The 11,828-nt window shown below is 73.0% G+C and carries 8 protein-coding genes; 2 read left to right on the top strand and 6 right to left on the bottom strand.

Annotated features, from left to right (window positions below; all coding sequences use genetic code 11):
• Positions 1-33: 33 nt before the first annotated feature.
• Genes ACZ5ID_RS09115 through ACZ5ID_RS09095 form a run of 5 tightly spaced genes read right to left on the bottom strand, consistent with a single transcriptional unit; the run spans position 34 to position 5,599 of the window.
• Positions 34-1,350: an MCE family protein gene (locus ACZ5ID_RS09115; RefSeq protein WP_468894932.1), complete on the bottom strand. Its 1,317-nt coding sequence runs from the start codon at positions 1,348-1,350 to the stop codon at positions 34-36.
• Positions 1,347-2,216: an MlaE family ABC transporter permease gene (locus tag ACZ5ID_RS09110; protein ID WP_468894930.1), complete on the bottom strand. Its 870-nt coding sequence runs from the start codon at positions 2,214-2,216 to the stop codon at positions 1,347-1,349. Before ACZ5ID_RS09110 ends, ACZ5ID_RS09115 begins: the two co-directional genes overlap by 4 nt.
• A gap of 1 nt (position 2,217) precedes the next feature.
• Entirely contained in the window at positions 2,218-3,045 is an 828-nt protein-coding gene (locus tag ACZ5ID_RS09105; protein WP_468894927.1) for an MlaE family ABC transporter permease, read from the bottom strand.
• On the bottom strand, positions 3,042-4,076 hold the full coding sequence (locus tag ACZ5ID_RS09100) for an ABC transporter ATP-binding protein (RefSeq protein WP_468894925.1): 1,035 nt from the start codon (positions 4,074-4,076) through the stop codon (positions 3,042-3,044). The genes ACZ5ID_RS09105 and ACZ5ID_RS09100 overlap by 4 nt, the downstream gene beginning before the upstream one ends.
• Positions 4,077-4,090: 14 nt before the next feature.
• Positions 4,091-5,599, bottom strand: coding sequence for a DUF6801 domain-containing protein (locus ACZ5ID_RS09095; RefSeq protein ID WP_468894923.1), 1,509 nt, complete (start codon positions 5,597-5,599; stop codon positions 4,091-4,093).
• A gap of 757 nt (positions 5,600-6,356) precedes the next feature.
• Here ACZ5ID_RS09095 and ACZ5ID_RS09090 point away from each other — a divergent pair.
• The gene (locus tag ACZ5ID_RS09090) at positions 6,357-7,640 is read left to right on the top strand and encodes a PucR-like N-terminal domain-containing protein (RefSeq protein ID WP_468894921.1); all 1,284 of its coding nucleotides are present in this window, start codon (positions 6,357-6,359) and stop codon (positions 7,638-7,640) included.
• Here the strand turns inward: ACZ5ID_RS09090 and ACZ5ID_RS09085 are convergent.
• Positions 7,576-9,480 (bottom strand): AMP-dependent synthetase/ligase, encoded by a 1,905-nt coding sequence (locus ACZ5ID_RS09085; RefSeq protein ID WP_468894919.1) that lies wholly within the window; start codon positions 9,478-9,480, stop codon positions 7,576-7,578. The two genes, ACZ5ID_RS09090 and ACZ5ID_RS09085, sit on opposite strands and share 65 nt — an antisense overlap.
• A gap of 253 nt (positions 9,481-9,733) precedes the next feature.
• On the opposite strand from ACZ5ID_RS09085, the gene ACZ5ID_RS09080 reads away from it, so the two are divergent.
• Positions 9,734-11,812 (top strand): MDR family MFS transporter, encoded by a 2,079-nt coding sequence (locus tag ACZ5ID_RS09080; RefSeq protein ID WP_468894917.1) that lies wholly within the window; start codon positions 9,734-9,736, stop codon positions 11,810-11,812.
• Positions 11,813-11,828: the final 16 nt, after the last annotated feature.

Raw genomic sequence — 11,828 nt, 5'->3', positions numbered from 1 at the left:
CCACCTCCGTCCTCCTCTCGGTCGTCACGGGGCTCACCGCAGTCTCACGTCCGCGCCGCGCAGCACCGGTCCGGCCAGGACGCTCGACCAGTCGGGCAGCGTGTCCGGGGTCCGCCGGACACCGGCCGCGAGCACCTCGTTCACCAGGGTGTTCTCCTGCGGCGAGTTGGCGACGCCGAGGCCGCCGCCGACGGTCGCGAGCGGCGCCGAGGCGCTCTGCGGGGCGCGCCCCGACGCCGGGCCGCCCGGGTACGGGACCGGGTAGCAGGCCGGGCCGCCGGTGGCGGTGTAGCGCGGTGTGTCGTGGCCCGGCCGGTAGGCGCCCCGGTCCGGGACCACCGTCACGTCCACGTGCAGCCCCGGCTCGTCGGTGCCCTTGCCGAGCGCCCGGTCCATGACGGGCACGAAGTCGGCCAGGGTCTTGAGGGTGCAGGGGAAGGCGGGCGCGTACCGGCCGAAGATCTGCAGGGAGGGGCGGCTCGCGGCCGTCACCCGGATGAGGTTGTCGCGGTTCTGCCGGATCCAGGTGGTGAGGTCCCCCGACGAGGTGGTGACCGATCCGTACACCGCCGCCAGCCGCCGCTGTTCGGCGGCGAGGGTGGCGCTGGTGGTGGTCGCGTCGTAGAGCGCATCGACGATGTCGGGTGCGGCTCGCGCGTACCCCTCGCCCACCCGGACGAACTCCTTGATGTCCCTGCTCAGCACGGGCAGCCGCGGGTTGAACTTCCCGAGGTACGCGTCGAGTTGTTCCAGGGAGGCGCCGAGCCTGTCGCCGCGTCCGCGCAGCGCGTCCGCCACCGCCGTCAGCGTCGCCGACAGCTTCTGCGGCTGTACGGCGGTGAGCACCGGCAGCAGATGGTCGAGGGCCGTCTCCAGCTCCACGGCGTTGCGGCTGCGGTCCCTGGGGATGACGCTGCCGGGCCGCAGCGGGCTCGTGGAGGGCCGGGCGGGCGGTACGAGCGCCACATAGCGCTGCCCGAAGAGCGTGGTGGGCAGCAGCTGGGCCGACACGTCCGAGGGCACCCGGCGCAGTTGCCCCGGTTTCACGGCGAGGGTGAGCCGGGCGGTGCGGCCGTCGGTGTCGACCTTCTCGACCCGGCCGATCACCACGCCCCGCAGCTTCACGTCCGCCTGCGGGCGCATCTCGTCGCCGACCGGGCCGGCCTCCACGACCACGCGGGCCGTGTCCTCGAAGTCGTGGTGGTAGAAGGCGAGCGAGAGCCAGACGAGGGGGACCGGCAGCAGCAGATAGGCCAGACCGGCCAGCCTGCGGCGGCGGGTGAGCACGGCGTCCGCCGGGCGTGCCTTCGCCGGGGCACTCGTCGTCCTGTCCCGCACGGGCGCGCTCATCCCGCCACCTTCACCGTGGTCGTGGCGCCCCACAGCGCCAGGCTGAGGAAGAAGTCCGCGACGCTGATGAGCACGATGGCGGTCCGCACCGACCGGCCCACGGCCACGCCGACGCCCGCCGGGCCGCCGGTGGCGCGGTAACCGTAGTAGCAGTGCCCCATGATCACCAGGACGCTGAAGACCAGCACCTTGAGGAAGGAGAGCAGCACGTCGGTGGGGGCGAGGAAGAGGTGGAAGTAGTGGTCGTAGGTGCCGGTGGACTGGTTGTTGAAGAGGACGGTGACCGTCCGGGACGCCAGGAACGACCCCAGGAGCCCGATCCCGTACAGCGGGACGATGGCGACCGTGCCCGCCACGATCCGCGTCGAGACGAGATACGGCAGGGGCCGTACGCCCATGCTCCGCAGGGCGTCGATCTCCTCGTTGACGCGCATCGCGCCGAGCTGGGCGGTGAAGCCCGCCCCGACCGTGGTGGAGAGGGACAGCGCGGCCACCAGCGGGGCGATCTCGCGGGTGTTGAAGTACGCGGAGACGAACCCGGTGAAGGCGTCCGTGCCGATCTGGCTGAGCGCCGCGTACCCCTGGAGGCCGACGACGGTGCCGGTGAAGACGGTGATGCCGATCATCACGCCGACCGTGCCGCCGATGACGCTCAGTCCGCCACTGCCGAAGGAGACCTCGGCCAGCAGGCGCTGGACCTCCTTGGGGTAGCGGCGGACCGCGCGCGGGATCCACAGCAGGGCACGGAGGTAGAAGAGGAGCTCGTCGCCGGGCCGGTCCAGCCAGGCCCACAGCCTGCTCGGTTCGCCTCTCCCCGGTTCGGCGCCGCTTCGGGCGCGGCCTCGGGCCCGGTCCAGGAGCGCCATGTCAGAGCCCCTTCGCCGGGACGAGCCGGAGATACAGGGCCGTCAGCACCATGTTGACGAAGAAGAGCATCAGGAAGGTGAAGACGACGGACTGGTTGACGGCGTCGCCCACGCCCTTCGGGCCGCCCCTGGGGTTCAGCCCCCGGTAGGCGGCGACCACCCCGGCGATGAACCCGAAGAGCACCGCCTTGAGTTCACCGATGAGCAGATCGGAGAGCTGGGCGAGCGTGGAGAAGCCCGCGAGGTACGCACCCGGGGTGCCGTGCTGCACGGTCACCGCGAAGAAGTAGCCGCCGAGCGTCCCCACCACCGAGACCAGACCGTTGAGCAGCAGCCCGACCGACATGACCGCGAGGACCCGGGGCACGACGAGCCGCTGCACCGGTGAGACGCCCATGACCTCCATGGCCTGGAGCTCCTCGCGGATCGTCCGCGCCCCCAGGTCCGCGCAGATCGCCGAGCCCGCGACCCCGGAGATCAGCAGCGACACGATCAGCGGGCTCGCCTGCTGGACCAGGACGAGCACGCTGGCGCCGCCGGTGAAGGACTGGGCGCCGAACTGCTGGATGAGCGAGCCCACCTGGAGCGCGATGACCGCGCCGAACGGGATCGTCACCAGCATCGCGGGCAGGATGGTGACACTGGCGATGAACCAGAACTGCTCGACGAACTCCCGCGCCTGGAAGGGCCGCCGGAACATCAGCCGTACGACGGTGAGGCTCAGCGCGAAGAGCCGGCCGGTCTCGCGCAGCGGGTTGAGGACGCGCAGCGGCGGACGGGGCACGGGCGTCCCGGCGGGCCCGGGGCCGGAGTCGGTGGGGGCGGTCACCGCGTCCCCCCGCCCTCGTAGGTGTGCGGGGCCCCGGTCCGTACGAGCGTGGTGTCGGGGCCGCCCGGTGGCGCGCCCCGCAGGTCCGCCTCGACGGCCGCGCGGGCGGCGGGCGGGAGCTCGTCGAGGAGCGCGCGCACCCGGGCGCGGCGGCGCTGGACCGCGCGGCGGGGCGGCAGGCCGGGGGTGGGTTCGAGCTGCGGGGCGAGGGCGCGGCGGGCGGCCGGGCCGGGGGCGTGCGAGGCCTCCTCGGCGAGGGTCGCCCGGTCCTTCTCCTCCGACATGCCGATGGGGCCGGCCCGGCGTCCTGCGAGGAACTGCTCGACGACCGGCTCGTCGCTGGTCAGCAGCACCTCCCGGGGGCCGAAGGCGACGAGCTCACGACAGAAGAGCATCCCCATGTTGTCGGGGACGGTGGTCGCGATGTCGATGTTGTGGGTGACGATCAGCATGGTCGCGTCGAGCTGGGTGTTGATGTCGATGAGGAGCTGGGAGAGGTAGGAGGTGCGCACCGGGTCGAGACCGGAGTCCGGTTCGTCGCAGAGGATGATCTGCGGATCGAGGACGAGCGCCCGGGCGAGCCCGGCCCGTTTGCGCATCCCGCCCGAGATCTCGCCCGGCAGCTTCCGCTCGGCGCCCGCCAGCCCCACCACCTCCATGCGCTCCATGACGATCCGGCGGATCTCCGACTCCTTCTTCCTGGTGTGTTCGCGCAGCGGGAAGGCGATGTTGTCGAAGAGGCTCATCGAGCCGAAGAGCGCGCCGTCCTGGAAGAGCAGCCCGAAGCGCTTGCGGGCCTCGTAGATGTCCTTCTCGCGGCTGTTGGCCATGTCGACGCCGTCGACCAGGACCCGGCCCCGGTCCGGCCGGAGCAGTCCGACGATCGCTTTCAGGAACACCGTCTTGCCGGTGCCGGAGGGGCCGAGCATCACGCTGATCTCCCCGGCGGGCAGGGTGAGGGTGACGTCCTGCCAGATGGTCTGCCGTCCGAAGGCCTTGGTGAGCCCCTCGACGACCACGTCGATTCCCATGGCTTCGCGGCTCCTCAGCGCGGGGGCGGTTCGGGGACGGGCGGGGCGCTGCCGGCCCCCGCGAGCTGCCCCTGCCGGATACGGACGGCGTTGCCCGGGCCGGAGAGGGCGGCGGTGAACAGCGGTGACAGGTCCTCGCCCCGGCTGCCGCAGCCGGCGAAGGGCGGGATGGTGATCCGGCCGTCGAGGATGCCGCCGGTCAGGAAGTTGTACGCGCCGCTCAGGACGGTGTCGAACGGCCGGGCGGTGCGGCAGCGCGGCCCCACCTCCAGAGGTACGCCGTTGACGCGTACGTCGTGGAGGCGCAGGTACTGCCGGTAGGCGATGGTGGTGGTGAACGTCTCGCCGCGCCGCACGTTGACGACGGTGACCGGTTCCGGTTCGAAGGTGACCAGCGCGCTGGTGGGCTGGAAGCCGAAGGTGAGGAAGGTGGACGGGGCGTCGGGGAAGCTGAGCAGGCCCACCGAGTCCGACTCGTCGTAGTCGGGGGCGCTGACCGTGCGCTTGCCGAGGTTGAGGTGCATCGGGCCGGGACGGCCGTGCGGATCGTTGACGACCATCGCGCCGCCGAGCTTGTGGACGGTGGCGTACCCCACGGCCACCACACAGAGCGAGGCGCCGAGCCGGCCCTCGACCGCGCCGGGCGGTGGCGGCGGCAGCCGGCTCGGGTCGAGCTCCCCGGCGGGCGGGTCGGCCGGGCAGACGGGTGCGGTGGCGAGCGGGGCCGGACCGACCTGGATCGCCGGGCCGCCGGTCCGGGTGCCGGAGGCGGGGGACGGGAGCGCGGGCGAGGACGTGGAGCCGGGGGCGGCGCTGGGTGCCGTGGGTTCGGTCACCGTCCAGACGGCGAGCCGGGGACCCGGGGGGCTCGCGGGAACGCACCGCACTTCCAACGGCGGTGCGCCGACCGGTGTCTGTCCCGCACCGGGTGACGCGGAGGGCGCCGGAGCCGGGGTGGGAGCCGGAGTCGACGGGGGCGCGGAAGAGGGGGCCGGCCCCGGCGGGGAGGCCGGTGCCACTGCCGTTTGGAGGAGCAGCGTCAACTCCCTTGCCTCCAGCGCCACTTCGCCCGGCCTCCCCACGGTGATCGCCGGTACCCCGCCCGTGAACACCGGCCGCAGTCCGTCGGCCCCCGTGGCCGCCGAGGCCGTGAGCCCCGCCCAGTCGGCGCGGGCCGACGCCCCGTTCTCGGTGACCTCCACGGCCAGCCGGGCGGTGCCGGAGACCGCCGTGGTGCCCGGGGGCAGGAGTGCGGCGACCGTCTCGGCGGTCAGCTCGGGGCGCAGGGAGAACCGCTCGGGCCGCAGCGGCTGCCCCGGGCGGCCGTCCGCCGGATAGACGCCGAGGAATCCCACGGTGACGGCCCGGTGCGCGGAGCCCGACCCGCAGTCGTAAACGGCGTGAACGGCCGCCTCCCGGTTCCGCGCAATTGTCCCCGATGCCGGAACAAGGCCGAGGAGAAGCACGATCACCCCCAGCGCGGCGGCGATAGCGGCACCACGCCGGTCGAATGCACCGCCCATGGCTAGGCTCCTGTGAATAGCGGTTCTGCGGGCGCCGGGAACGGCCGATGTCGCCGTGACGTTACGTACGGGTAACCCGGTGCCGCAATACCGCTTCCGCGCGAATCTCCGATCTCCGCGCCGGTCCGCGCTTATTTGTCACCGGCGCCACAATTCCGGGTGCGCGCCTTGTCAACGACGGCACAGAACCGGGGCGCGCGTCGGACCCGGACACACACGGAAGCGGGGCACACACCGGAGCGGGGCCCCGCGACCGGGGGGACGGATCGCGGGGCCCCGCCGGGATCCGCAGCCCTGGGGCGTGGGCCGCGCCGCCGGGGGGCGGGCGGCGGCCCGCCGTGAGGGGCGGCGAGAGCCGTCCGCCCCGGGGCACCGAGGACGCTACGCGCGCGGAATCGGACCGTGCAATACCCGACGGCCGAATCCGGCCGCCCGGTCTTTGGTCCGCCACGCGCACGCGCGTTATCGCGCCTCGTCCGGCCGCACCCCGAAATTCGTCCACAGGTCAACGTTTTCAGCCGTGTTCGGGCAATCCCATTGCCCCTTCCGTGCCGGGGCGAGCATCTTTGTGTCCGGCCGCAGCGAGAACCCGTCACGGGACACACATTTCCTCCGTCCCCACGGGTGCCCTCGGGAGCGGGCTGGTCTATGTTGCAGATGTTGTGAGTTGACGTCGGCCCCGCAGAAGGCCCACGGTGCGTCGCCCACCCGAGCCGAACGTCGAGCCGTACGTCCCGGCCAGTGAAAGGGACAGCGCATGCCGAACGCCCTCCACGCATCGGCCTCCTCGGAGCAGCTGGGTCCGATCCCCCGGGAGCTCGCCTCCATCATGTGGCCCGAACTCCCGCCACTGCTCGACGAGATCAAGGCCGAGGTCGTCCGCGCGTACCCGGAGTTCGCGGAGGTCTTCGCGGGTCCGCACGGGCGGTTCGTGCACTCGGCGATCGAGCAGAGCCTGACCATCTTCGTGGACCAGGTGGTGCGGCCCTCGGTGCCCTCGCCGCTGCGCGACGAGATGATCCGTACGTTCGGCCGGTTCGCCGCGTCCCAGGGCGGCAGTCTGGACACCCTGCGCGGCACCTTCCGGGTCGGCGCCCGGGTCGCGCTGCGCCACACCAAGAAGCTGGGCAAGCGCTACAACCTCTCCCCCGTCTTCATGCTGTCCTTCGCCGACACCCTCTTCGCCTACATGGACCAGTTGGAGGCACTGGCGAGCGAGGGCTACCTCCAGGCCAGGGCGTCGGCCGAGGACGACCGGGACGAGCTGCGCCAAAAGATCCTGCGGCTGATCGTCTCCGGCAGCGGCGCCCCCCGGTCCACCCTGGTGGAGCTGGCCGAACGGGCGGGCTGGCAGCTCCCGGAGGAGCTGACCCCGGTCGCGCTGAGCGCCGGCGCCCATCCCGCCCGTACCGCCCTGCACGGCGATGTGCTCATGGACCTCGGGGACCCGCAGCCGTATCTGCTGGTGCCGGGCGCGCTGCACGCGGAGCGCCAGGCGTCCCTGGTCCGGGCGCTCGGCGGGGCGCGCGCGGCGGCGGGTCCCACGGTGGGGACGGCCGGGGCGGCCGACTCGCTGCGCTGGGCCCGCCAGGCGCTGGGGCTTGCGCTGTCCGGGGTGATCACCGAGGGGCCGGTCGTGCACAGCGCCGACCACCTGGTCACCCTGCTGCTGATGTCGGACCCGGCGCTCCTGGAACTGCTGGCGGCCCGCGAACTGGCCCCGCTCCAGGGCCACACGGAGACCCGCCGCGAGCGCCTGACCGAGACGTTACGGGCCTGGCTCGCCACCCGGGGCACCGCCGCCCAGATCGGCGAGGTGCTGCACATCCACCCGCAGACCGTCCGCTACCGCATGCGCAACCTCGACGCCGCCTTCGGAGCCCGGCTGGCCGACCCGGAACGGCGCTTCGCCACCGAGATCGTGCTGCGCGCGATGCGGCTGCGCGAGCGGGCCGGCCCCTTGCCGGACCCCTCGGTCACTCCCGCCCGTACAACTCCTCGACCTCGCGGGCGTACACGGCGGCCACCGCCCGCCGCCTGACCTTGAGGGACGGGGTGAGCAACCCGTTCTCCTCGGTGAACTCCCCCGCCACCAGCCGGAACCGGCGGATCGACTCGGCCCGCGAGACCGCCGCGTTGGCGTGGTCCACGGCCTTGCGCACCTCCGCGATGAGCTCCTCGTCGTCCACGAGCTCCCCGACCGGGGTGTCCACGGGCCGCCCGCGCACCGCCAGCCAGTGCTCCAGCGCCTGCGGGTCGAGGGTGACCAGCGCGGCGACGTACGAGCGGTTGTCGCCCACCACCAGGCACTGGCCGACCGGCGGGCGGCTGCGCAGCCGGTCCTCCAGGACGCTGGGCGAGACGTTCTTGCCGCCGGAGGTGACCAGGATGTCCTTCTTGCGGCCGGTGATGGTGAGGTAGCCGTCGTCGTCGAAGCGGCCGAGGTCACCGGTCGCGAACCAGCCGCCGTCCAGGACGGCGTCGGTGGCCGCCGCGTCGTTCCAGTAGCCGCCGAAGACGATCGGCCCCTTGACCAGGACCTCCCCGTCGTCGGCGATCCGTACCGAGGTGCCGGGCACCGGCAGGCCGACCGTGCCGGGGCGTGGGCCGAGCGGTGGGGTGATGACGGCGGCGGCGGAGGTCTCGGTGAGGCCGTAGCCCTCGTGGACGAGGATGCCGGCGGAGTAGAAGAACAGGCTCAGCTCGCGGTCGAGGGGCGAGCCGCCGCTGATGGCGTGCCGCAGCCGGCCGCCGAGCTCCTTGCGGACGCGCCGGTAGACCAGCAGGTCGTAGAGGCCCCGGGTGAGCCGGAGCGCGGGGCCGGGGCCCTTCCCCCTGCCCCGGAGGCGGTCGAGGGCCGCCTCGCCGTAGCGTACGGCGGTCCGGTGGGCGCGGTCGAAGGAGGCGGCGCGTCCCGTGCGCTCGGCGGTGGCCCGCCCGGTGTCGTGGATCTTCTCGAAGAGATAGGGCACGCCGACGATGAACGTGGGCCTGAACTCCCTTAGCTGCGGCCGGAGTTCATTGGGTTTGACGCTCGGCCAGTGGCCTATCTCGATACGGGCCAGCAGGCAGCCGATCTGGAGGCTGCGGGCGAGGATGTGGGCGAGCGGCAGGAAGAGCAGGGTGGAGGCGGGCCGGGCGCCGTCCGCGCGGAAGACGGGGTGGGCGAGCTCGGCGGTGTTGGCGGCCTCGGCGTAGAGGTTGCCGTGGGTGAGCACACAGCCCTTCGGCTTCCCGGTGGTGCCGGAGGTGTAGCAGAGGGTGGCGAGGGTGTCGGGCCCCAGCGCGGCGCGCCGCTTGCCGAGCTCCTCGTCGCTCACGACCCTGCCCAGGACGGCGAGTTGGGCCAGGGCGCCGTCGTCGATGACGAAGACCCGGCGGCCCTCGGTGGCCGCTCCGGCCGTCCGCACCTCGGCGCCGCTCTCCGCGATCAGCGTCCCGGCGCCGGAGTCGGCGAGGATCCAGTCGATCTGCTCGGCCGAGGAGGTGGCGTAGACGGGTACGCTCACACCGCCCGCCGCCCAGATCGCGAAGTCCAGGACGGCCCACTCGTACCGGGTGCGCGACATCAGGGCGACGCGCCCGCCGGGTTCGAGGCCCGAGGCCATCAACCCCTTGGCGGTGTCGGCGACTTCGCGGGCGAAGGCGGCGGCGGTGACCGGCTGCCAGCGTCCGCCGCGTCTGCGGCGCAGCGCCACCGCGTCCGGTGCCTCGGCGGCGTTGCTGAACGGGATGTCGGCGACGCTGCCCGTCCCGGGCTCGGCGAGCGGGGCGACCCGCACCTCGCGCACCTCCCCGCCCTCGCGCACGAGCTCCACCCGGGCCCCGCCGGTGGGGTCACCGCGCCGGACGGCCGTCCTCAGATCCTTCCGTACGCCCATGCGTCGACTCCTCTGCTCGGGGCGGAGTGGTACGGAGCACCTACCGGTGGTACGAGAGATGACTGACCCGCCAACTTACCGTCGCGTAACCAGAAATCAATCCCACCGGATCCGCCGGGCGGACCGCCGGAACGGCGGCGGTGCCCGTCGAGACACCCGGGACGGCCGGCGCCCCTCCCGTCCCGGCCTCCCGCGCTCACCCGCACGGCCCGCACCGCATGCGTCCCACCTGCGGCGGTGTGAGGCTGCCACTGTGAGCACCGCCAGCGACACCGCGCCCCCGGCAGCCGCCGCGCCGCCCGTGCTGGACGTCCGCCGGCGGAACATCGTGTTCGGCACGATCATGCTCGGGATGCTGCTGGCCGCGCTGGACCAGACGATCGTGGGCACCGCGCTGCCGACGATCGTCTCGGACCTCGGCGGCGCCGCGCACATGTCCTGGGTGGTCACCTCCTACCTCCTCGCGGAGACCGTCGCGACCGCCCTGGTCGGCAAGTTCGGCGACCTCTTCGGCCGCAAGGTGGTCTTCCAGGTCTCGGCGGTCGTCTTCATCACCGGCTCGTTCCTGTGCGGTCTGGCGACCGGCATGCCGCTGCTCATCGCCTGGCGGGCGCTCCAGGGCATCGGCGCCGGCGGGCTGATGGTCACCTCGATGGCGCTGATCGCCGATGTCGTCCCGCTGCGCGAGCGCGGCAAGTACCAGGGCGCCATCGGCGCGGTGTTCGGTGTCTCCACCGTCATCGGGCCGCTGCTGGGCGGACTCTTCACCGACCATCTGAGCTGGCGCTGGGCGTTCTATGTGAACGTGCCCGTCGCGGTCCTGGTGGTCGTCGCCGCCGCCCGCACCATCCCCTCGATCCGCTCGGCCGCCAAGCCGGTCGTCGACTACCTGGGCATCGGGCTCGTCGCGGCCGGGGCGAGCGCCCTGATCCTGGCGACGAGCTGGGGCGGCAACGAGTACGCCTGGTCCTCGCCGGCCATCCTCGCCCTCTTCGCGGGCGGGGTGGCGGCGCTGGCCCTGTTCTGCTGGGCGGAGACCCGGGCCGCGGAACCGATGCTGCCGATGCGGCTGTTCCGCAACCCCGTCTTCACGGTCTGCTCGGTCCTCAGCTTCATCGTGGGCTTCGCGATGCTGGGCGCGATGACGTTCCTGCCGACCTACCTCCAGTACGTGGACGGCGACTCCGCGACCGTCTCGGGCGTCCGCACCCTGCCGATGGTGGTCGGCCTGCTGATCGCCTCGGTGTTCAGCGGCACCGTGGTGAGCAGGACCGGGCAGTACCGCGTCTTCCCCATCGCGGGCGCCCTGGTGATGGGCGTGGGGCTCTATCTGCTCTCACTGATGGGCCCGGACAGCGGTGCCTGGCTGGAGTCGCTGTACATGTTCGTCCTCGGCACCGGCATCGGCCTGTGCATGCAGGTCCTCACCATCGCCGTACAGAACACCGTCGACTACGCCGACCTCGGCACCGCCACCTCCGGGGTGACCTTCTTCCGTACGCTGGGCAGCTCCTTCGGCACCGCGGTCTTCGGTACCATCTACGCCAACACCCTCAAGACCAACCTGGCGGACGGGATCGCCGCCGCCGCGCGGACGGGCGGGGCGGACCCGGCGGCGCTCGCCCGGGCCGCGCAGTCCCCCGGGGGTGTGAAGTCGCTGCCCCCGGCCGCGGCCGGGCCGATCGTCCAGGCGTACGCGGACTCCCTGCACACCGTGTTCCTGTGGACCGTGCCGGTGGCCGCCCTGGGCTTCCTCGTGGCGCTCTTCCTCAAGCAGGTCGAGCTGCGCGACACCGCGCGCTCCTCCTCCACCGACATGGGCGAGGGCTTCGCGCAGCCGTCGGCCGGCGACTCGCAGAAGCTTCTGGAGCTGTCCGTCGGCAGGATCGTCCGCGGTGCGGGCACCGACACCGCGCGCCATATCGTGACCCGCTCCGACTCGCGGCTCGACATCGCGGGCGCCTGGGCGGTGATGCAGGTGGAGCTGTTCACCAGGATGGTCGGGCACGCGCGCCTCGGCCTGATCGCGGGCCGCCGCCACCTGCCGCCGGAGGTGCTGGTGCCGGTCTTCGAGCGGATGGTCGACGAGGGCTTCCTGAGCCGCGAGGGCGCCTACTTCTCGCTCACCGGCGCGGGCCGCCGCGAGGTCGACGCGATCAGCGCGGCCTGGTCCACCTGGCTCAACGAGCAGTTGGAGCGGGACCGGGGGCGCCCGCGCAGCGCGGAGCTGCGGGCCGCCGCCGACACCATCGCCAAGCGGCTGCTCGCCGAGGACCTGGCGAGCGGCCTGCCCCCGGCCGAACGCGAGCCGGTGGGCGCGGCCAGGTCCTGACCCGGCCGCGCCCCGG

It is taken from the genome of Streptomyces sp. NPDC031670 (assembly GCF_055580545.1).
The sequence above is the reverse complement of the archived record's forward strand: the minus strand, read 5'-3'. Positions and strand labels throughout refer to the sequence as shown.

Bases quoted from the DNA above. Each gene is read 5' to 3' on its own strand.
- ACZ5ID_RS09095 (WP_468894923.1), bottom strand. From the start codon at position 5,599: ATGGGCGGTGCATTCGACCGGCGTGGTGCCGCTATCGCCGCCGCGCTG.
- ACZ5ID_RS09100 (WP_468894925.1), bottom strand. From the start codon at position 4,076: ATGGGAATCGACGTGGTCGTCGAGGGGCTCACCAAGGCCTTCGGACGG.
- ACZ5ID_RS09085 (WP_468894919.1), bottom strand. From the start codon at position 9,480: ATGGGCGTACGGAAGGATCTGAGGACGGCCGTCCGGCGCGGTGACCCC.
- ACZ5ID_RS09110 (WP_468894930.1), bottom strand. From the start codon at position 2,216: ATGGCGCTCCTGGACCGGGCCCGAGGCCGCGCCCGAAGCGGCGCCGAA.
- ACZ5ID_RS09090 (WP_468894921.1), top strand. From the start codon at position 6,357: ATGCCGAACGCCCTCCACGCATCGGCCTCCTCGGAGCAGCTGGGTCCG.
- ACZ5ID_RS09115 (WP_468894932.1), bottom strand. From the start codon at position 1,350: ATGAGCGCGCCCGTGCGGGACAGGACGACGAGTGCCCCGGCGAAGGCA.